Source organism: Bacillus sp. C28GYM-DRY-1, assembly GCF_030519405.1.
Classification (GTDB): domain Bacteria; phylum Bacillota; class Bacilli; order Bacillales; family Bacillaceae; genus Bacillus; species Bacillus spizizenii_A.
Window position 1 is genome coordinate 216,763 of record NZ_JAUMKF010000003.1, and the last position, 21,035, is coordinate 237,797.

The window sequence follows — 21,035 nt, forward strand, 5'->3', positions numbered from 1 at the left end:
AGGCGGCCGGGAGGATGGAGTTCTTGGCCGCCTTTGGTGTTGGGGTTTAAGCTTTTACATCAATGGTCTGTCCAAGCGTCGGATGCTGAATCATCTTCAAGGTTTGATCGGCATTTTGCTGGGCGGTGTCCAGCATTTTTTTCGTTAAGGCGATACTAATATTTTGGGCAAGGGATGCTTGATGCATGGCAGCTGATAAAGCAGGAATATCCATCGTTTCACCTCCTATGCCTACCCTATCGGCAGCTTTGGAGGATTTTACAGTGAAAAATGGCTTAATTTTCCTTGTTGACCCTTGCGCTGCGTCATACCGTATGTTTTTGACAAGGGGGAATCAGGATGAATCTTGTTATGGAAAAAACCTTTGAGCAATATGAAAAGCTGTTTTCAATGGCAGAAGAGAAAAGAGAGGATGAGTTTCGGTATACGATGATGAGGCCGTTTGAAAAGATGTGGAGCGCTATCCAAGTTCCGCTGAGAGCAAAAGAACCGAACGGCTATGATGTCATCATGGCTGTGAAAATGCTTGGTTATTTGGAGGTCCGTGATGCTGAAGCCGGGCAGAAAGCATTAAAAATATTGAAAGAATCACATGCTGCAGTGACAGCTGAATCTACGCTCCGGCAATGTATCTATTTTGCAGAGCGCGAACAGCTGCGGGTGAATGCAGATGAGATCAAATTCGGCCTTTACATCGCTGACCCAAATAAGCTTCAGCTGCAAAAAGGCTACTGCGGATTTGGCGGGATACCGGGCTTTATACATGTATGGATGAATCCGGACAGCTATAACCTGCCAAGGATACCTTCAATTATTGCTCATGAATTTCATCATAATTTGCTTGATTTGTGTTTTCAGAGAGCGAGGTTGTTTGAGTGACGGCTGTTGCCGGTGTTGAAAAAGACGCCGCCCCGAAGCTGGCAAGAGAGCCTGTCAGTGCTGCTGCCGCGGTTAGAACAGACATTGTTTTTTTTCATGCTGATCCCTCCTTTTTCATTCTACCCTCTCGTTTCCCGGTGTTTATGCAACAAAACTTGTGAGTGCGCTTTGTATGTTTTATTAATCCCCTGTAAGGGAACAGAAATGGGTAATTCGGTATATACACAAGCAAGAAAGGGGAATGGAGATGGCTGAACAGAAAAACATCACTATAAACGGCGTTGAAATGGAAGCGTCCGAAGAACAGACGGTGCTTCAGCTTTTGAATAACAGTTCGATTGAAGTGCCGCAAGTCTGCTATCATCCAAGCTTAGGGCCGATTGAAACATGTGATACCTGCATCGTCAGTATCAATGGTGAGCTGAAGAGGTCGTGCTCCACTGAATTACAGGATGGAGACGTCATTGATACGCTTTCACCTGATGTGAAAAAAGCTCAGGTCATCGGGATGGACAAGATTTTATATAATCATGAGCTTTATTGTACAGTTTGCGATTACAACAACGGGGGATGCGAAATACATAATACGGTGAAGGAAATGAAAATCAATCACCAAAGCATCCCGTTTGACCAGAAGCCTTACCATAAGGATGAATCACATCCGTTTTACCGATATGATCCAGATCAATGTATTTTGTGCGGACGCTGTGTCGAAGCGTGTCAGGACGTTCAGGTGACTGAAACACTGACCATTGACTGGGAGCGGAAACGCCCGCGGGTCATTTGGGATAACGATGTGCCGATCAATGAGTCGTCTTGTGTATCGTGCGGCCACTGTTCCACCGTCTGTCCATGTAACGCGATGATGGAAAAAGGAATGGAGGGGGAAGCTGGATATTTAACAGGCATTGATAACGAATCGCTCCGTCCGATGATCGAGATCACAAAAGGCGTAGAGACAGGCTACGGCTCGATTCTCGCTATTTCCGATATGGAATCCGCCATGCGTGATGAGCGAATCAAAAAAACGAAAACCGTCTGCACCTATTGCGGCGTCGGCTGCAGTTTTGATATCTGGACAAAGGGCAGAGACATTCTGAAAGTCGAGCCGCAGGAGGAAGCGCCTGCCAACGGTATTTCTACTTGTGTAAAAGGAAAGTTCGGCTGGGACTTCGTGAACAGTGAGGAACGTTTGACAAAGCCGCTGATCCGCGAAGGCGACCATTTCCGCGAAGCGGAATGGGAGGAGGCGTTATCGCTGATTGCCAGCAAGTTCACGGATTTAAAAGAAGAGTTTGGCCCGGATTCACTTGCCTTTATTACATCATCTAAATGTACAAACGAAGAATCCTACCTCATGCAAAAGCTGGCAAGAGGGATCATTGGCACAAATAATGTGGACAACTGCTCGCGCTATTGCCAATCTCCTGCGACTGCCGGCCTGTTCCGGACAGTCGGCTATGGCGGTGATTCAGGGTCGATTACAGATATCGCGCAAGCGGACCTTGTCTTGATCATCGGTTCGAACACGTCTGAGTCGCATCCGGTCTTGTCCACTCGCATTAAACGGGCTCATAAGCTGAGAGGGCAGAAAGTGATCGTAGCAGATATCAGAAAACACGAAATGGCAGAGCGTTCTGATTTATTTGTCCAGCCGCGTGCCGGATCAGATATCGTCTGGCTGAATGCCATCGCCAAATATTTAATTGAAAACGGCAAGGCCGATGAACGATTTATGCAGGAAAAAGTGAACGGACGGGATGAATATGTGAAAAGCCTGGCGCCATATACCCTTGAATATGCCGAGGAGAAAACCGGAATTGATCAAGAGACCCTCATCCAAATGGCAGAGATGATAGGTCAGGCTGACAGTGTGTGCGCATTGTGGGCAATGGGCGTGACACAGCATATTGGCGGAAGTGACACAAGCACGGCTATTTCTAATCTGTTGCTAGTGACAGGAAACTACGGAAAACCGGGAGCAGGATCTTACCCATTGCGTGGCCATAACAATGTGCAGGGAGCAAGTGACTTCGGAAGCATGCCTGACAGACTGCCGGGCTATGAAAAAGTGACGGACGAACAAGTTCGCCAAAAGTACGAACGGGTGTGGGGTGTACCGCTGCCGAAGGAGACGGGCATGACCAACCACGAAATGATCGAAAAAATCCATTCCGGCCAGCTGAAAGCGATGTATGTAAAAGGGGAAGAAATGGGTCTGGTCGATTCCAATATCAATCATGTACACGCTGCCTATGAAAAGCTTGATTTCTTTGTGGTACAGGATATTTTCCTTTCACGTACAGCCGAGTTTGCTGATGTTGTTCTTCCTGCGAGCCCGAGCCTTGAAAAAGAGGGAACCTTTACAAACACAGAACGCCGTATTCAGCGGCTGTATCAGGTGTTTGAACCGCTGGGCGATTCAAAGCCGGACTGGCAGATTATTATGGAGGTTGCCAATAAGCTCGGTGCTGACTGGCACTATGAGCACCCTGGAGACATTATGGAGGAAGCAGCCAAGCTGTCTCCGATTTATGCAGGCGTCACCTATGAACGCCTTGAAGGCTACAATTCCTTGCAATGGCCTGTAAGCGCTGATGGAAAGGATTCGCCTTTACTCTTTACCGAGCGCTTTCCTTTCCCGGACGGAAAAGCCATTCTTTATCCTGTTCAGTGGACGGAGCCCAAAGAGTTCGGTGAGGAATATGATATACACGTCAACAATGGGCGGCTCTTAGAGCATTTCCATGAAGGGAACCTGACCTACAAATCAAAAGGCATTTCGAAAAAAACACCGGAAGTGTTCTTAGAAATTTCTCCAGAGCTTGCGGCAGAACGGGGAATTCAGGACGGAACCCTTGTCAGACTCACATCGCCTTTCGGAAATGTCAAAGTGAAGTGTTTGATCACTGATCGTGTCAAAGGGAAGGAAGTATATCTGCCAATGAACGACTCAGGGGAAGCGGCGATCAACCTGTTAACAGGCAGCCATGCAGATAAGGATACCGATACGCCGGCATACAAGGAAACATCAGCTAAGATGGAAATTTTGAAGCGCGACGGAACCAACCCGCTCCCTAAAATCAATCACCGCAACGGCAACCCGCAGCCGCAAATCGGTGTGCAAGTGCAAAAGAAATGGGCGCGGAAGGATTATATTTTCCCTGGAGACGCAGTAAAAAGGGGGATTGGGCGTAATGGCTAAAGCAATTAAACAAATCCAGAAAATCCAAGTAACCGAAGAGGATCAGCGTAAGCGTGATATGAAAGAAATTGAAGGTGCATTAATTGAAAATAAGGAAGCCATTCTAGAAACGCTGCAAATGCTCGGCCACATGAACGAGCGCGGTGTCCTGCCATTGCTCCGCGGCCTTTTTGGCCAAGGGGATAAAGTTCTTGATATCTTAGTGAAAAAGGCAGATACAGAGGAAACAGCCAATACGCTGAAAAATCTGCTTCTTCTGTTTGGAACGCTAGGCATGCTGGATGTGAAACAGCTGGAGCCTCTCATTTTGAAAGTGAATGCGGGTGTGGCAAATGCGGTGGAACAGAAGGACAGCGAAGAGAAAACAGGTTATTTTGATATCATCCGTTCACTCAAAGACCCGGAAATCAACAAAGCAGTTACACTGCTTTTCTCCTTTTTAAAAGGAATGGGACAAGATACAAAGGAGCTGGAACGCACGACTCAGCCTCCAGAGCATCAAAAACATCATCAGGAACCCCGAGAGAAAAGGGATATGAATAAGCGAGATTGATCACCTGCCCGAGCCGGCTGCTGCCTGCTCGGGTTTTTTGATGAGAAGGTCTAATGGACTAGTAAAAAATGTTCAAAGACTAGAAAGAAGTAAGTTTGTAATGAATGAGACAGAAAAAATCATTACTTTACTATCTGTTAAGAAAAGGAAACATATAATTATAATAGAAACGATTACTTTAGATGGGGGAACAGTGATGAAAAAAGTCTTATTGCTATTATTTGTCCTGACGATCGGGTTTGCGCTTTCCGCATGCAGCCAATCGAGCGATGCGTCAGAGAAGGAAAAACCGAAAGAAAAAACGCAAGAAGAGCTTGAAAAGGAACTTGATAAAGAACTGAAGGAAGGCAATGTATCGGAGTCTAAAAAAGATGATCAAATACATAAAATAGGAGAAACATTTAAAGCAGGACATACGAATCTTACAGTGAATAAAGTTGATAAAGTGCAAAAAGGTGAATATATGGATGTTGGAGGAGCTGTAGACGCGAAGCCAAAAACAATAAAAGAAAAAGAGGAACGGCTAATTATAGAAGTTACAATAGAAAACATAGGAAAAGATTCAATAAGCTACAATTTTATCGGGTTTGATTTAAAAGACAAGAACGATCAATCAGTCCGGCCTGTTTTTTCTATAGAAGAGAAGGGCAGGACCCTTATGGGAGGAACACTAGTGCCAGGAAAAAAGGTTACAGGTGTAGTCAGTTATGTCATCCCTAAAGGTGAACAGAAACAATACACACTGGTATATAATCCGTTTTTAGCTGATACCACAAGAAGTAATATTGAAGAGAGAGTAAAGGACGATATTGATTATTTGGTGAAGTTAGATTAGAACTTGATTTGCCGTTAGCACGTTTTCATCAATGAGAAACGTGCATTTTTTATAGTGAAAAATAACTTAAAAGGATGAGTGATAATAGTGCAAACCAAATGGCTGGGACGGGCGCAGCGGATTCAGGCGATCGCACAGGCGGGGCTCGCTTTTTCCAAGGATGTGTATGACCGGGAAAGGTACGAAGAGCTGATGAAGCTCAGCGTAGAGATGATGGCGGATTACTCGCAAACGGAAATGGAAGTCATCACTGATTTATGGAAGGGGGAGAAAGGCTATCCGACACCGAAAGCGGATGTTCGCGGCGCAGTATTTCGAGAGAATCAGGTTTTGCTTGTTCGGGAGAAGCATGATGAGCTGTGGTCGCTGCCGGGCGGGTTTTGCGAGATTGGTTTATCACCGGCTGAAAACGTGATCAAGGAAATCAAAGAAGAGTCGGGTTACGATACTGAACCGTCCCGATTGCTGGCCGTGCTAGACAGCCATAAGCACCCTCATCCCCCTCAGCCATATCATTTCTATAAGATATTCATTGAATGCAGCATATTAGGCGGACAGGGAGAAATAGGAATTGAGACGAACCATGCCGCTTTTTTTCCGGAAGACAGACTCCCGCCGCTTTCCCTAAAACGAAACACACCTTCACAGCTAGGCATGGTGTTTGATTTTATGCGCCATCCTGAAAAGGCCACAATATTTGACTAAACAAAGAAAGAGCCCGGAAGGCTCTTTCTTTGTTATAGCGCAATATGTTTTTCATTGGCTAGTTTTAGAAGGGTCAATATAGAATCGGCTTGTTTAAGGCCGAGTTTTTGCTTTAATTTGTTTTCTTCAACTAATCGGCTGCCGTAAATCTCTACAGAAGCTTTGTCAACGACAGCATGCCAGTTTTCCTGATTCTTTCCTTCAACAAGCGGTTTCTCATGTCTCTCAGAAAAAGAGAACACAAACAATACAAATGCCAGTGAAAGTAGGATGCCGACAACTTGTTTTTTGAAATGGGTCTGTGCTGCCATGTTGTTCTCTCCTTCACCTTTTATCCTTTATTTAATCACAGAATCAGCTTGCTTGATATACTGGAAAAGTCATTTTTTTAGGTTAGGGCTATTGGTTGGAATGAGGGGTGTTTTCTGATCGGAGCGGTGCAATTGAATGCATATTGAATTTGCATGCTTATGCCTAAGGTCACGTTGTGAGCCAAAACGGTAGTGCAGAATAGAAAAAAATTGAAAGATTATGGTAAGATGAACGAAATTCGAGGGGGAATATATGATGCCTGCATCGGACATCTTGATCGCCTGCCTGCTGTTATGAATTTGTCTATATTTGTTGTCCCTCTCTTTTTTGAAAGCGGGAGGTGAAGAAGAACGTCAATTGCTGAATTCTTTCAAGGGGAGTGACAATGCATGAATGTGTTAAACCGCCGGCAAGCCTTGCAGCGAGCGCTGCTCAATGGAAAAAACCAACAGGATGCTTATCATCCGTTTCCTTGGTACGAATCGATGAGAAAGGATGCGCCTGTTTCCTTTGATGAAGAAAACCAAGTGTGGAGCGTTTTTCTTTATGATGATGTCAAAAAAGTCATTGGGGATAAAGAGCTGTTTTCCAGTTATATGCCGCAGCAGTCAAGCACTATTGGAAATTCCATCATTAACATGGATCCGCCGAGGCATACGCAAATCCGTTCTGTAGTGAATAAAGCCTTCACGCCGCGTGTGATGAAGCAATGGGAACCGAGAATTCAGGAAATCACCGATGAACTAATTCAAACATTTCAGGGGCGAAGCGGGTTTGACCTTGTTCACGATTTTTCATATCCGCTACCGGTTGTCGTGATATCTGAGTTGCTCGGAGTGCCTTCGGAGCATATGGATCAGTTTAAAACATGGTCTGATCTTCTGGTCAGCACGCCGAAGGATAAAAGTGAAGAAGCTGAAAAAGCTTTTTTGGAAGAACGACACAAGTGCGAAGAAGAACTGGCCGCTTTTTTTGCCAACATCATTGAAGAAAAGCGGAACAAACCGGCACAGGACATCATTTCAATTTTAGTGGAAGCGGAAGAAACAGGCGAGAAGCTGTCCGGAGAAGAGCTGGTTCCGTTTTGCACGCTGCTGCTGGTGGCTGGGAATGAAACCACGACAAACCTGATTTCAAATGCGATGTACAGCATATTGGAAACACCGGATGTGTATGATGAACTGCGCAGCCATCCTGAAATGATGCCTCAGGCTGTCGAGGAGGCTTTGCGTTTTAGGGCGCCTGCACCGGTTTTGAGGCGAATTGCCAAACGGGATACGGAGATCGGTGGACACCTCATTAAAGAAGGTGATATGATTCTGGCTTTTGTGGCATCTGCAAATCGTGATGAAACGAAGTTTGACAGGGCACACCTGTTTGATATTCACCGCCATCCTAATCCGCATATCGCGTTTGGACACGGCATCCATTTTTGTCTTGGGGCACCGCTTGCCCGTCTTGAAGCAACGATCGCGTTAACGTCTTTGATTTCTGCTTTTCCTCATATGGAGTGCGCCAGTATCACTCCGATTGAAAACAGCGTGATATACGGATTAAAGAGCTTCCGTCTGAACATTTAATAGATAAGGAGACTGAGAATGATGAAAAAGCACCATATTTCGATAATCAATATACCGGCGTACGGGCACGTCAATCCTACGCTTGCTTTAGTAGAGAAGCTTTGTGAGAAGGGGCATCGTGTCACATATGCGACGACTGAGGAGTTCGCACCTGCTGTTCAGCAAGCCGGTGCAGAAGCATTGATCTATCATACATCCTTGAATATTGATCCTAAGCAAATCAGGGAGCTGATGGAAAAAAATGAAACACCGATCAGTCTCTTAAAAGAATCACTTAGCATCCTGCCGCAGCTTGAGGATTTATATCAGAATGATCATCCTGATCTGATTATCTATGATTTTATTGCGCTAGCGGGAAAATTGTTTGCTGACAAGCTTCATGTACCTGTCATCAAGCTCTGTTCTTCATATGCCCAAAATGAATCCTTTCAGCTAGGAAATGAAGACATGATGTTAAAAATGAAAGAAGCAGAGGCAGAATTTAAAACCTACTTGGAGCAAGAGCAATTGCCGCATGTTTCATTTGAACAGTTAGCTGTGCCGGAAGCATTAAATATTGTCTTTATGCCAAAGTCTTTTCAGATTCAGTATGAGACCTTCGATGACCGTTTTTGTTTTGTCGGTCCATCCCTTGGAAAACGCTCGGAACAGGAAAGCCTGTTAATTGAAAAGGACGATCGCCCGGTTATGCTCATTTCATTGGGAACGGCGTTTAACGCATGGCCGGAGTTTTATAAGATGTGCATTGAGGCATTTCGGAATTCTTCATGGCAAGTGATTATGTCCGTCGGGAAAACGATTGATCCTGAAAGCCTGGATGAAATCCCTGCTAACTTTACCATTCGCCAAAGTGTGCCGCAGCTTGAGGTGTTGGCAAAAGCCGATTTGTTTATTTCTCATGGCGGGATGAATAGTACGATGGAAGCGATGAATGCCGGTGTGCCGCTGGTCGTCATTCCGCAAATGTATGAGCAGGAGCTCACTGCTAAGCGTGTCGATGAATTAGGCCTTGGGGTTTATTTGCCGAAAGAGGAAGTGACGGTTTCCAGGCTGCAGCAAGCGGTTCAGGCTGTATCCGGTGATCAAGAGGTGCTCAGCCGCGTCAAGAATATGCAAAAGGATGTAAAAGAAGCAGGCGGAGCGGAGCGTGCGGCAGCTGAGATTGAAGCGTTTATGAAAAAATCCGCTGTCATACAGTAAATCACAAAAACCGAAATCAATATACGATTTCGGTTTTTTGTTTAAATATTTTTTTTCATCCCGCATCTCCGGCATTCTCTAAGAAATTTACCGCCTTTTACAGAGCTTTTGAACAGTGTGTAATCACAATTATCACAGCGCCCGCTGCGGACGTCCGGATATTCGTTAAATTCGTAAACGATCGATGTATCGTAGCCTTTTGTTTCATATTCTTCTTTTTTTGTTTCCATAATCGATCCTCCGTTCGTAAACGTGTCTGCTGTTTATCTTACAGCAAGCTTCAGGTGTATTCAAATGGATTTTAAAGGCTTGGGTTTATCTTGATTTCTCCCTTGGTTTGCGCCACAATAGCTTTATTAAACTTGTATACATAAAAAGCCTATGCAAAGAGGAGAGAAACGGTTATGGGAAAAGGGTTACATGGAAAGCGAGTGGCGATCGGGGGCTCTCGAAAAACGGAAGAAATCAGTACGATCATTGAAAAACAGGGCGGAACTCCTGTCATCCGGCCTCTCCAAGGCACGGTTTACTTAGCAGAGAAGCAGGTGGAGCCGGATTTGCGGACGTTTGCGGAGGAAAAAGCTGACTGGGTCATTTTCACGACAGGCATCGGCACGGAGACTCTTGTCGATATGGCAGAGAAAATCGGTCTGAAAGACGAGTTTCTGCAGGCCATTCGCCAAGCGAAAGCGGCATGCCGAGGCTACAAAACGCTGTCTGCGTTGAAAAAGCTTGGGATCACACCGGAAGCTTCGGACGAAGACGGGACAACAAGAGGCTTAATCCGTTCCTTGGAACCTTACGACTTTTCAGGAAAAACAGTCATGGTGCAGCTACATGGAGAAAAAGCACCAGCCCTCATAACATTTCTTGAAGAAAAGGGCGCGTCTGTCCTGCCGATTCTGCCTTATCAGCACATCCCGCCAGAGGAGGAAACGGTGGAGCGGTTATGCCGAGAACTGATGAACGGTGAGGTCGACGCCGTATGTTTTACAACGGCAATTCAGGTCCGTTCCCTATTTGATTTTGCCAGGGAGCGCGGCTATATCAATGAGGTGAAGGCGGTATTCGAAGAGCGCGCCATCGCTGCGGCTGTCGGAAAAGTGACTGCTGAAGCGCTGCGGGAAGAAGGAATCACGAGACTGCTTGCGCCGGAGATTGAGCGGATGGGCGCGATGATTGTTGAACTGTCCAAGTATTATGAAGAAACGGTATAACGAGTACAAAAAGCCGCTTTTCTCTTGGAAAGCGGCTTTTGTCTGTCAGCCATTCTGCTCCAGCTGCTGATGCGAGGTGAATAATGACGGGTATGTCAGCACGCTTAAAATCACACATGTCAGCGCCGCTGACGCCATCGTTGTAAACACGATTAAGAGCTGAAAACGGACCGCCTGAATCGGATCCGCGCCCGCTAAAATCTGGCCTGTCATCATGCCTGGAAGCTGAACAAGCCCCAGTGTTTTCTGGCTTTCCAGCGTCGGGATCATACTCATTTTCATCGCAGAAGTAAGAATACGCTGTATGGATTGCTTCGGTGTGCCTCCAAGAGACAATATTAATTGGATTTCTTCTTTGCGAACTTCGACTTCTGAGCTGAGCCGGTTTAAAAATAGACTGGAAAGCACCATCGAATTTCCGATGACCATTCCGCTGATCGGAATGACATAACGGGCCGTAAGCGGGATGATATGAAGAGACAAGAGAATTCCCTGCGTCACAATTTCTACAATTGCTAACGCCGCAAACACTCTCCAAAACGAACCGATTGTATTTTTCTTTCGTTTGATCACATTTTGCGCTGCCACTGCCAGCATTAACAGCACCATCAGAAGGATAAAAACAGGATGGTCTCCGCGGAAAATCAGCGACAGTACATAACCGATGATAAGCAGCTGTACAGCCGCCCGGATGGTGGCAATGATCATGTCTTTTTCTACGCCGGCTTTAAAGGAATTTGATAAAAACAAGGCGATCAAAACAAAGATCATCGTTAAAGAGAGAGAAAGGTAATCCATTAGCGGGTTCCTCCCTTCAAGAAATCTTTAGCTGCTTTATGCTGTGGATTGGAGAAAAATGTATCCGTTTCTGCAATTTCCAGCAGACGGCCATCCGCCATAAACCAAATGGTATCGGCAACTCGTTTTGCTTGCTCCATATTATGAGTGACCCACATGACTGTCCATTTTTTCTCTTGATGCTGACGTTTGATCAGTTCTTCAATCTCAAGAGCAGACACAGGGTCCAAGGCCGACGTGATCTCGTCCAGCAATAAAATAGAGGAAGGATTTGCGAGTGTTCTGGCCAGTGACAGTCTTTGCCGCTGTCCGCCCGATAAGTCCTTGGCGCTTCTATCTAACAGCTCTGGGGGCAGCCCTATAAGAGAAGCGAGCTTTTCAGGGGAGTACAGCTGGGATTGATGCAGCCTTTGTACGAGACTAAGGTTGTCACGTACTGTTCCGTCAAGAACGGGAGCCGATTGAAACGCGAGAGCTGCCGTTCGCCTCAGCTCATTGACATTCCAATCCCTGATTTCCTTTCCGTATATGTTCACTTCGCCGTGATCCGGCGTGTTCATTAAATTGCACATGGACAGAAGGGTGCTTTTACCTGAACCGGAAGGGCCTAAAACAGCAACGATTGCGCCCTGTTGAATGTCTCCGGTGACATCCTGCAGTACATCATAAGCTTGTCCATCTTGTTCATAGCTTTTTCTGACTGATCTGAAGGAGATGGCTGGTATGTTTTGTGTTTGATCATTTGCTTCCATTACAATAATCACCTTTCAGTATAAGTAGGCTGATACTCTATTTAATATAACGTGAAACCAATGCCTTGTGGTAGTAAAAATAAAGGAGAACAGGCTTAGAACAGGCTTTCACCCATTCTCCGGCAGATGCCTACGCGGTCAGATTTGACTGTGTTTTCTTTTTCCTTTTTCTCGGCTGTGAAGCAAAGGTATGTAATACCATCCCCGCAATAATGATGAACAAACCGGCAAATGATAAAAGGGATGGAAAAACGCCTGACAGCAGAACAATTTCACCAAGCAGCGCGAAAATCACTTCACCGGATTGAGTGGCTTCAACGGCTGCGAGTTTTTGCGGATTGTCTCTTACCATATCAGTGGCCCAGAAAAATAAAACGGTCGCAATGATGCCTGAGCTGACGGCCACGATAAAGGATTGAACAGTTTGTCCTGCTGTCGGAAGGCCATCTGACCACCAGCCGTAAGCTGCTACGATAAGCCAGAATGGAAGGCTTGCCAAGGTCATCCCCAGCACACGCTGAAATGTATCAAGCTGGCCCCCATATTCTTCGAGCATTCTCCGGTTTCCTAGCGGATAGGCAAAAGCCGCAATGACAACCGGCAGCACACTTAAAAGCAGCATCTTCCCAGAAAGCGATTCTGCATGCTGAAGCTGTATCAGTGCCGCTCCGATCAGGATGATTACGGAAGTGCCAAGTGAAACAAGGGGAATCTTTTGCCGAACGAGCTGCGGCCCACCCGGCATGTCTTTTTTGACATAGAAAAATGGAGATAACAGAACGCCGGCTACAATTGTGATTTGCCAGGTCCCGGCTACGAGCCAACCTGGACCGTATGCAGCTGCAAATGTGATCGGGGCGTAAAAAAGCACAAAGCCGACAAAGCTCCATTTGATCCAAAAGAACGGCTTTTTCCGCATCTCTTGTAAGAGAGGGGTGAATGTCCCTTTCATGATGACGATCAAACATAAAAACGGAACCATAAAAATAAAGCGCAGCGAAGAGCTCCAAAGCCAGCTGCCTCCGGATAACTCCATCGCTCTGTTTAAAATAAAGGTAACGGCGAAAAAGAGTGAAGCCAATATTCCGATAACGATTGCTTTCATGATATCCCTCATTCTGGCATGTTTTTTTTACTATACTATTCGGTACCGCACAGATCAATGGAGTCGTCAGAAAATAAACATGTTTTGCGAACCGATTTATGTGGAAGACAAAAAATGGAGGTGACATTGATGGTACCAAGGACACAGACTTACTTTTTTCAGGATGATGGCAGGATTCCGAATCACCCTGATTTTCCGCTCGTTGTGTATCAAAACGCACTCAAGGACACCGGTCAGGCAGAGCGGATCGTCAATCGGCATGGCTGGTCTAACAGCTGGTCAGGGAGTGTTTTTCCATACCATCATTATCACAGCAATACGCATGAAGTCCTGATTGCAGTCTGGGGAGAGGCTGTGATTCAATTTGGGGGAGAAAAAGGGGCCGCTATTCCTTTCAAATCCGGTGACGCAGTCGTGATTCCAGCTGGAGTCGGCCATAAAAAGCTAAGCGCGAGTTCCAATTTTACCGTCATTGGCGCTTATCCGGGAGGCGTTCATTATGATATGAAGACGGGAGAGCCGAGTGAACGGAAGGAAGCGAGGGAACAGATCAAGAGGGTGTCATTGCCAGCGAAAGATCCGATTACAGGAAAAAGAGAACCTCTATTGGAGATATGGGTAAAGTGAAGGGGAGAAAATTGGTAGATTGTCAATAACTGGTGCCGGAGAAATGTTATGACATGAGCTCCATATAAATTAATTTCATAATCGAAGCAATTCACGTTCAAATTTTGTTCAAAAAGTGTTATCATATAGAAGGTAATCGAATTGGAGTTTTTTGTGTTTGCTATTTTCAGAGAGAGTAAAAGATTTTTGACTTATTCAATTGTTTATTTTTGAGATAAAAATAATACTGAATATGGCAAGATGAAAAACTGGGTAGTAAACATTTATTTTTGTAAATGATTGTGCATGAATTCACAATCCTTATTCTTATGCTTTCAAGCATGAGACCAGGGAGAGGCACTACCCTTTCCACAAAAAATCTGCAAACTGCTTATAGTAAAGGAGAATTGGATATGCCAGAAACAATCGATCAAACAAATGCGTCTGTCAGCCAAAGCCAGCAAGATCTAATCGATCAGCTGTTAAAGCCGGAAGTTCAAGAATCACTGACCGTTTTAGTTGACCAGCTTCCAAAGCTGACTGAGTTAGTGAATATTTTAACGAAGTCTTATGATTTCGCTCAGTCTGTAGCAACTGACGAAGTGCTAAAAAGCGACACTGTCGGTGCGATCACTGAAATGCTTGAGCCTGTAAAAGAAACAGCGAAAGAAGTAGCTGCGACTGCAATCGAAGCGAAAGACCGCGCGGATGCAAGCAACGAAACGATTGGTCTTTTCGGCCTGTTGCGCATGCTGAAAGATCCTCAAGCTCAAAAGCTGTTCCGTTTTGCTAACAGCTACCTTGAAATCATGAACGAAAAACAAAAATAATCTCAGATTCAAATTGATATAAAGGACGGAGGATATACGATGTCAAAACATATTGTCATTCTAGGCGCTGGTTATGGCGGAGTTCTTTCTGCTCTAACAGTTCGCAAACATTACACAAAAGAACAAGCACGCGTGACTGTGGTAAACAAATACCCAACTCACCAAATCATTACGGAGTTACACCGTCTTGCAGCAGGCAACGTGTCTGAAAAAGCGGTTGCAATGCCATTAGAAAAACTTTTCAAAGGCAAAGACATTGATCTTAAAATCGCGGAAGTAAGCTCTTTCTCTGTTGATAAAAAAGAAGTTGCGCTTGCTGACGGTTCTACATTAACTTATGATGCGCTTGTTGTAGGTCTTGGTTCTGTAACAGCTTACTTCGGCATCCCAGGTCTTGAAGAAAACAGCATGGTATTGAAATCTGCTGCTGATGCGAACAAAGTCTTCCAACATGTTGAAGATCGTGTGCGCGAGTACTCTCAAACGAAAAACGAAGCTGATGCAACAATCCTTATCGGCGGAGGCGGCTTAACAGGTGTTGAGCTTGTCGGTGAGCTTGCTGATATCATGCCGAACCTTGCGAAAAAATACGGCGTAGACCATAAAGAAATCAAATTAAAGCTGGTTGAAGCAGGTCCGAAAATCCTTCCTGTCCTTCCGGATGATCTAATCGAGCGTGCGACTGCAAGCCTTGAAAAACGCGGCGTTGAGTTCTTAACAGGTCTTCCTGTTACAAATGTAGAAGGAAACGTGATTGATCTGAAAGACGGATCTAAAGTTGTTGCCAACACATTTGTTTGGACTGGCGGCGTACAAGGTAACCCATTAGTCGGTGAATCAGGTCTTGAAGTGAATCGCGGACGCGCGACAGTAAATGACTTCCTGCAATCTACATCTCATGAAGATGTATTCGTTGCTGGAGACAGCGCAGTTTACTTTGCTCCAGACGGCCGTCCATACCCGCCGACTGCACAAATCGCATGGCAAATGGGTGAGCTGATCGGTTACAACCTATTTGCTTACTTAGAAGGCAAAACGCTTGAAACATTCAAACCAGTAAACTCTGGTACACTTGCAAGCCTCGGACGCAAAGACGCGGTTGCCATCATTGGTGCAAATTCTACACCGCTTAAAGGTCTTCCTGCTTCCTTGATGAAAGAAGCAAGTAACGTACGCTACTTAACTCACATTAAAGGACTTTTCAGCCTGGCTTACTAATCCTTTTTTGTGAACTAGGACATTGCCAAAAGTGTTCCTTTCGGGATGCTTTCCGGCAATGTCTTTTTTTGTTTTGATTGCTAACGTTAACATTTTATTTTCAAAAAAGAGATTGATCCCAGAGTTATATAACGGTAAAATAAAGTAAATCAAAATGTTAACGTTAACATTTTGAAATAGAATGAAAGACGGTGAGGACATGGAACCCTTTATGGGCGAAAATTTTTTATTGAAAAATGAAACCGCTGTCAGCCTCTATCACCAGTATGCAAAAGACATGCCGATTATTGATTACCACTGCCATTTAAGCCCGAAAGAAATCTATGAAAATAAGACCTTTCAAAACATCACAGAAGCCTGGCTGTATGGAGACCATTACAAATGGCGCATCATGAGAGCCAATGGGATTGAAGAGACATACATTACCGGCGATGCGCCTGATGAGGGGAAATTCATGGCTTGGGCGAAAACCGTACCGATGGCGATCGGCAATCCGCTCTACAATTGGACTCACTTAGAACTGCAGCGTTTTTTTGGCATTTATGAGATATTAAATGAGCAATCCGCGCCGGCTATATGGAAACGGACGAATGAACTGCTTCAAGGAGAAGGCTTTGGGGCAAGGGATCTAATCGTAAAATCAAATGTAAAGGTCGTTTGCACAACTGATGATCCTGTCGATTCTCTTGAATACCATCTATTATTAAAAGAAGACAAAGATTTTCCTGTCAGCGTGCTGCCTGGATTTCGGCCGGATAAGGGACTTGAGATCAATCGTGAAGGCTTCCCAGATTGGGTGCAGGCACTTGAAGATGCCGCAGCGATTTCAATTACAACCTACGATGAGTTTCTAAAGGCGTTAGAAAAACGGGTGCGATTCTTCCATTCAGCCGGCGGCAGAGTGTCAGATCACGCCATAGATTCGATGGTATTTGCTGAGACGACAAAAGAGGAAGCGGGACGGATTTTTTCTGATAGATTACAAGGAACAGAGGTTTCCTATGAAGATGAGAAGAAATTTAAGACGTATACGCTTCAGTTTCTTTGCGGTTTGTATGCGGAGCTCGATTGGGCGATGCAGTTTCATATCAACGCTTTAAGAAACACGAATACAAAAATGATGAAGAGACTTGGGCCTGATACAGGCTATGATTCTATGAATGATGAAGAAATTGCTAAGCCTTTATACAAGCTGTTGAACTCAGTTGAGATGGAGAACAAGCTGCCAAAAACAATTTTATATTCACTTAATCCAAACGATAACTATGTCATCGCCAGCATGATCAACAGTTTTCAGGACGGTGTTACCCCGGGAAAAATACAATTCGGCACAGCCTGGTGGTTTAACGATACAAAAGACGGGATGCTTGATCAAATGAAAGCGTTGTCAAACGTCGGGCTACTCAGCCGCTTTATCGGTATGCTCACAGATTCCAGAAGTTTTCTTTCCTATACGCGCCACGAGTATTTCAGGCGGATCGTCTGCAATTTGATCGGGGAATGGGTGGAAAACGGCGAAGTGCCGCGAGATATGGAGCTTCTGGGAAGCATTGTGCAGGGGATTTGCTATGACAATGCGAAACACTACTTTCAATTTCAAGAAGAGAAAGCAAACGTGTAACCAAATGTCCGCTCAGTATCGCGATTATGCGTCAGCCTGAGCGGATCACTACCCGAAAATTCTTAAGACACAGAGGTGTAAGATGCGAACTGAACTGGCAAATAAGGTTGTGTCGATCGAACCGGAGAAGAAGCTTTCATTGAAAGAGAAAATTTCGTATGGATTTGGTGATTTTGGCAACGGTTTTATGTTTGATCTCGGCCAGATTTATTTATTAAAGTATTTTACTGATGTAGCGGGAATCCCGGCTGCGATGGCCGGCGGGATTTTTTTAGTCAGCAAGCTGTTCGCGGCGATAACAGATCCAATTGTGGGCTCATCTATTGATTATCGCAAACATATCGGCAAACGGGGGAAATTCAGGCCTTATCTATTAATCGGCAGCATCGTGCTTGCGGTGCTTACTGTTCTTATTTTTCTGTCTCCAAATGTATCAACAACTGGAAAACTTATTTATGCATATGCTTCCTATATGATTTGGGGCATCGGCTATTCATTTGTGAATATTCCGTATGGCTCATTAGGGGCAGCGATGACTCAAAATTCTGAGGATCGGACCTCTATTTCGACTTTCCGCCAAATCGGGTCACTTGGGGCTTTGTTTATCACAAGTGTGGCCGTAATGCCGCTGCTCGTCAAGTTTGATAATCCGAAGGTCGGCTACCCGGTGGTCATGGGCCTGTTTGCCGCACTCGGCGTAATTTGGTTTTATATTTGCTACCGCAACTGCAAAGAGCGCATTGTCATATCGGAAGCGCCAAAAGAAAAATTAACATTCTCATCTGTCATCAAAACATTTATTACGAATAAACCGCTGTTAACCCTAGTCCTGATGACGATTTTTTCAATTTCCGCATACAACATTAAATCCGCCATGCTAGTCTATTTCGCACAATATAACCTGGGCAATGTTGAATTAATGGCTTATATGAACTTTATTATTATCGGTTCTTCCTTTTTGGGCGTCGTATTTCTGCCAAAGCTTGTCAAGGTGTTTGGAAAGAAACAAACGGCAATGATCGGCTTCGGCATCAGTGTAGCAGCGGATCTAATCAACTTTATGCTGCCATCTAACGTTTATGTGTTTACGATTCTAGCCAGTATCGCCTTTATTGGTATCAGTATCCCAAATGGTATTACGTGGGCGCTTGTCTCCGATATTATTGACTATGGCGAATGGAAATCCGGTGAACGGAAAGAAGCAACGACATATTCACTTTTCAATTTCTCCAGAAAGCTTGCTCAGTCATTGTCCGGTTTTCTCTCGGGAATCGGTTTGGGGATTATCGGCTATGTGCCGAATGCAGTCCAGACAGCACAGGCGCTAATCGGAATCAAAGCGCTTCTGCTTCTGTATCCGGCCATTGCTTTGGCATTAGCGATGATCATTATCGGCTTTCTTTATAAACTCACAGACCAGCAGCATGCACAGATTGTTCAGGATCTTCATCAAAAGAGCTGACAATTCTATATAGAGAATATTTAAAATAGTTTGTAAATACAATGTGTTTGTAAGGGTTTTCGCTCAGGTGTGCCTGAAGAACAGACAAGAAAGGAGGCACTTGATTGAAAACGGTAACGATACCGGCTGAAGAAGCCAAGGAACTCGTTCGGGTCAAGCTGATCGGTGCTCATTTGAATGAACGAGACGCTGAAAAAATAGCCGATGTCCTCGTGCACGCCGATTTGCGCAGTGTACATTCGCATGGTGTGTTGCGAACAGAACATTATGTGAACAGGCTAAGGGCGGGAGGGGTCAATCCCAAAGCACATCCTGTTTTTAAAGAAACGGGGCCTGTGACCGGTGTGCTTGACGGAGACGATGGTTTCGGCCATGTCATTTGTGATATGGCGATAGACCGTGCAATTGACATGGCGAAGAAAAACGGAGTCGGCATGGTGACGGCTGTAAACAGCAGTCATTGCGGAGCGCTAAGCTATTTTGTGCAAAAAGCAGCTGAAGAAAAGCTGATCGGAATGGCAATGACGCATACGGACAGTATCGTTGTTCCATTTGGGGGGAGGTCTCCTTTTTTAGGGACAAATCCGATTGCTTACGGTGTCCCGGCTAAGCATAAAAAACCATTTATCCTAGATATGGCGACATCCAAAGTGGCCTTTGGGAAGATTTTGCAGGCCCGTGAAGAGGGCAAAGACATTCCTGAGGGATGGGGAGTCGATGAAAACGGAGAAGCAGTAACCGATCCTTACAAGGTCGTCTCCCTTTCAACCTTCGGCGGCCCAAAAGGCTATGGCCTATCTATTATGGTGGATGTGTTTTCCGGATTGCTGGCGGGCGCGGCTTTTGGCCCTCATGTCGCCAAAATGTACAGCGGCCTTGATCAAAAAAGAAAGCTGGGACATTACGTTTGCGCGATTAACCCTTCCTTTTTTACCGATCGGGATACGTTTTTAGTGCAGATGGATGCCATGCTCAATGAATTGCAGCAGTCACCGCCGGCTGCTGGAGTCGAGAGAGTGTATGTGCCCGGCGAGATCGAGCAGCTGCATGAAGAAAGAAATAAGGTACACGGAATATCAATTGCTCGGAGCGTGTATGAATTCTTAAAAAGCAGGTGAGATAAATGAAAGCGGTTCAAGTGCGAAAAGCGTATGATTTGCTGACTGCGGAGATGAAGAAGCCGGTTCTTTCAAAGGATGATGAAGTGCGCGTGAAAGTCAAGCGAGTCGGGATTTGCGGCTCAGACATGCACATTTATCATGGCACGAATCCGCTTGCGACCCTCCCGAGAGTTATCGGCCACGAGGTAACGGGGCAAGTGGAGGAAGTTGGTGCCAATGTGCAGAGCCTAAAAGCCGGTGACCACGTTGTGATTGAGCCGATTTCTTATTGCGGAACGTGTTACGCCTGCCGCAAAGGGCGCCCGAATGTTTGCGCCAAGCTCTCTGTGTTTGGCGTACATGAGGATGGCGGCATGCGGGAATATATTGTGCTTCCGGAAAGGCAGCTTCACGTTGTCTCAAAAGACTTGCCTTGGGAGGAAGCGGTCATGGCCGAGCCTTACACGATAGGCGCCCAGGCAGTGTGGAGAGGCCAGGTGGAAAAAGGTGATACCGTTCTGATCCAGGGAGCGGGGCCCATTGGGATCTGTGTGTTAAAAATGGCTAAGCTGGCGGGAGCTGCCGTCATGATGACGGACTTGAACAACGAGCGGCTGGCATTTGCGAAAGAAAACGGCGCTGACGCTGTCGTGAATGCCCAAACTGAAGATGTTGCTGAGCGAATCCGCGAATGGACTGGGAATGAAGGAGCCAATGTAGTCATTGATGCTGTTTGTCTGCCGGCGACTTTTGAGCTTTCAGTTGAGGTCGTTTCTCCCGCGGGACATGTAGTTGTGCTTGGATTTGATGAAAGAGCGGCACAGATTTCTCAGCTGCCGATTACAAAAAAAGAAGTCACGATAACCGGATCGAGATTGCAGACCAATCAGTTTCCCAAGGTGGTAGAGCTTTTGAATAAAGGACGGTTAGCGCATAACGGGCTGGTGACCCATACATTTTCAGTAGATGACGTCCATCACGCATTTCAGTTTATCAAGGAGCATCCAGATCAGGTGCGGAAAGCCGTTATTACATTTGATTAATCGACACAATCCGG

20 protein-coding genes and 2 pseudogenes are annotated in these 21,035 nt (G+C 45.4%); 15 read left to right on the plus strand and 7 right to left on the minus strand.

Translation table 11 applies throughout. The features are described from left to right. Nucleotides 1–46 precede the first annotated feature (46 nt). A complete protein-coding gene (locus tag Q3W56_RS04990) occupies nt 47–214 on the minus strand; it encodes a YjfB family protein (RefSeq protein WP_019714040.1) in 168 nt (55 codons plus the stop codon). A 125-nt stretch (nt 215–339) separates the two neighbouring features. On the opposite strand from Q3W56_RS04990, the pseudogene Q3W56_RS04995 reads away from it, so the two are divergent. Continuing rightward, nucleotides 340–840 (plus strand): annotated as a pseudogene (locus Q3W56_RS04995) (DUF2268 domain-containing putative Zn-dependent protease); the annotation flags it as partial. Here Q3W56_RS04995 and Q3W56_RS20990 read toward each other — a convergent pair. Then, nucleotides 839–964, minus strand: a pseudogene (locus Q3W56_RS20990) (YjgB family protein); the annotation flags it as partial. The pseudogenes Q3W56_RS04995 and Q3W56_RS20990 overlap by 2 nt on opposite strands. Nucleotides 965–1,126: 162 nt before the next feature. Between Q3W56_RS20990 and fdhF the strand changes: the two are divergent. From fdhF to Q3W56_RS05015, 4 genes are all read left to right on the plus strand, one after another. After that, nucleotides 1,127–4,084, plus strand: a complete 2,958-nt coding sequence (gene fdhF, locus Q3W56_RS05000; protein WP_302894707.1) for a formate dehydrogenase subunit alpha — start codon at nt 1,127–1,129, stop codon at nt 4,082–4,084. Beyond that, nucleotides 4,077–4,637, plus strand: coding sequence for a helical membrane plugin domain-containing protein (locus Q3W56_RS05005; protein WP_302894708.1), 561 nt, complete (start codon nt 4,077–4,079; stop codon nt 4,635–4,637). The genes fdhF and Q3W56_RS05005 overlap by 8 nt, the downstream gene beginning before the upstream one ends. 196 nt (nt 4,638–4,833) lie before the next feature. Continuing rightward, a complete protein-coding gene (locus Q3W56_RS05010) occupies nt 4,834–5,472 on the plus strand; it encodes a DUF4352 domain-containing protein (RefSeq protein ID WP_302894709.1) in 639 nt (212 codons plus the stop codon). A 78-nt stretch (nt 5,473–5,550) separates the two neighbouring features. Then, nucleotides 5,551–6,177 carry an NUDIX hydrolase gene (locus Q3W56_RS05015; RefSeq protein WP_302894710.1) on the plus strand — a complete coding sequence of 209 codons (627 nt, stop codon included), beginning with the start codon at nt 5,551–5,553 and terminating at the stop codon, nt 6,175–6,177. Nucleotides 6,178–6,209: 32 nt separating this feature from the next. Here Q3W56_RS05015 and Q3W56_RS05020 read toward each other — a convergent pair whose 3' ends face one another. Further along, nucleotides 6,210–6,488, minus strand: a complete 279-nt coding sequence (locus tag Q3W56_RS05020) for a hypothetical protein (RefSeq protein ID WP_019714049.1) — start codon at nt 6,486–6,488, stop codon at nt 6,210–6,212. Between the two features lie 390 nt (nt 6,489–6,878). On the opposite strand from Q3W56_RS05020, the gene yjiB reads away from it, so the two are divergent. After that, on the plus strand, nt 6,879–8,069 hold the full coding sequence (gene yjiB / locus Q3W56_RS05025) for a monooxygenase YjiB (protein WP_302894711.1): 1,191 nt from the start codon (nt 6,879–6,881) through the stop codon (nt 8,067–8,069). A gap of 21 nt (nt 8,070–8,090) precedes the next feature. After that, nucleotides 8,091–9,269: a macrolide family glycosyltransferase gene (locus tag Q3W56_RS05030; protein ID WP_302894712.1), complete on the plus strand. Its 1,179-nt coding sequence runs from the start codon at nt 8,091–8,093 to the stop codon at nt 9,267–9,269. Nucleotides 9,270–9,310: 41 nt separating this feature from the next. Here Q3W56_RS05030 and Q3W56_RS05035 read toward each other — a convergent pair whose 3' ends face one another. Further along, a complete protein-coding gene (locus tag Q3W56_RS05035) occupies nt 9,311–9,499 on the minus strand; it encodes a DUF8096 family protein (protein WP_014113438.1) in 189 nt (62 codons plus the stop codon). Between the two features lie 174 nt (nt 9,500–9,673). Here Q3W56_RS05035 and Q3W56_RS05040 point away from each other — a divergent pair, with 174 nt between their 5' ends. Further along, on the plus strand, nt 9,674–10,486 hold the full coding sequence (locus tag Q3W56_RS05040) for a uroporphyrinogen-III synthase (RefSeq protein WP_302894713.1): 813 nt from the start codon (nt 9,674–9,676) through the stop codon (nt 10,484–10,486). Nucleotides 10,487–10,531: 45 nt separating this feature from the next. Here Q3W56_RS05040 and Q3W56_RS05045 read toward each other — a convergent pair whose 3' ends face one another. The 3 genes from Q3W56_RS05045 to Q3W56_RS05055 all read right to left on the minus strand — a co-directional run bounded on the left by Q3W56_RS05045 (nt 10,532) and on the right by Q3W56_RS05055 (nt 13,141). Then, complete coding sequence (locus Q3W56_RS05045) at nt 10,532–11,284, minus strand: ABC transporter permease (protein WP_302894714.1); 753 nt, start codon at nt 11,282–11,284, stop codon at nt 10,532–10,534. Continuing rightward, nucleotides 11,284–12,036 carry an ABC transporter ATP-binding protein gene (locus tag Q3W56_RS05050; RefSeq protein WP_302894715.1) on the minus strand — a complete coding sequence of 251 codons (753 nt, stop codon included), beginning with the start codon at nt 12,034–12,036 and terminating at the stop codon, nt 11,284–11,286. Before Q3W56_RS05050 ends, Q3W56_RS05045 begins: the two co-directional genes overlap by 1 nt. A 130-nt stretch (nt 12,037–12,166) precedes the next feature. After that, entirely contained in the window at nt 12,167–13,141 is a 975-nt protein-coding gene (locus tag Q3W56_RS05055; RefSeq protein WP_302894716.1) for a DMT family transporter, read from the minus strand. Nucleotides 13,142–13,270: 129 nt separating this feature from the next. Between Q3W56_RS05055 and Q3W56_RS05060 the strand changes: the two genes are divergently transcribed. The 7 genes from Q3W56_RS05060 to Q3W56_RS05090 all read left to right on the plus strand — a co-directional run bounded on the left by Q3W56_RS05060 (nt 13,271) and on the right by Q3W56_RS05090 (nt 21,021). Beyond that, complete coding sequence (locus tag Q3W56_RS05060; RefSeq protein ID WP_302894717.1) at nt 13,271–13,768, plus strand: cupin domain-containing protein; 498 nt, start codon at nt 13,271–13,273, stop codon at nt 13,766–13,768. Between the two features lie 392 nt (nt 13,769–14,160). Beyond that, complete coding sequence (locus tag Q3W56_RS05065) at nt 14,161–14,577, plus strand: helical membrane plugin domain-containing protein (RefSeq protein ID WP_268398100.1); 417 nt, start codon at nt 14,161–14,163, stop codon at nt 14,575–14,577. A gap of 39 nt (nt 14,578–14,616) precedes the next feature. After that, complete coding sequence (locus Q3W56_RS05070) at nt 14,617–15,795, plus strand: NAD(P)/FAD-dependent oxidoreductase (RefSeq protein ID WP_003220513.1); 1,179 nt, start codon at nt 14,617–14,619, stop codon at nt 15,793–15,795. A 199-nt stretch (nt 15,796–15,994) separates the two neighbouring features. Next, nucleotides 15,995–17,416 (plus strand): glucuronate isomerase, encoded by a 1,422-nt coding sequence (gene uxaC, locus Q3W56_RS05075; RefSeq protein WP_302894718.1) that lies wholly within the window; start codon nt 15,995–15,997, stop codon nt 17,414–17,416. Nucleotides 17,417–17,498: 82 nt separating this feature from the next. Beyond that, complete coding sequence (locus Q3W56_RS05080) at nt 17,499–18,878, plus strand: MFS transporter (RefSeq protein ID WP_302894719.1); 1,380 nt, start codon at nt 17,499–17,501, stop codon at nt 18,876–18,878. 104 nt (nt 18,879–18,982) lie between these two features. Continuing rightward, nucleotides 18,983–19,996 carry an ureidoglycolate dehydrogenase gene (allD, locus tag Q3W56_RS05085; protein WP_302894720.1) on the plus strand — a complete coding sequence of 338 codons (1,014 nt, stop codon included), beginning with the start codon at nt 18,983–18,985 and terminating at the stop codon, nt 19,994–19,996. Between the two features lie 5 nt (nt 19,997–20,001). Next, on the plus strand, nt 20,002–21,021 hold the full coding sequence (locus tag Q3W56_RS05090; RefSeq protein WP_302894721.1) for a zinc-binding alcohol dehydrogenase family protein: 1,020 nt from the start codon (nt 20,002–20,004) through the stop codon (nt 21,019–21,021). Nucleotides 21,022–21,035 lie beyond the last annotated feature (14 nt).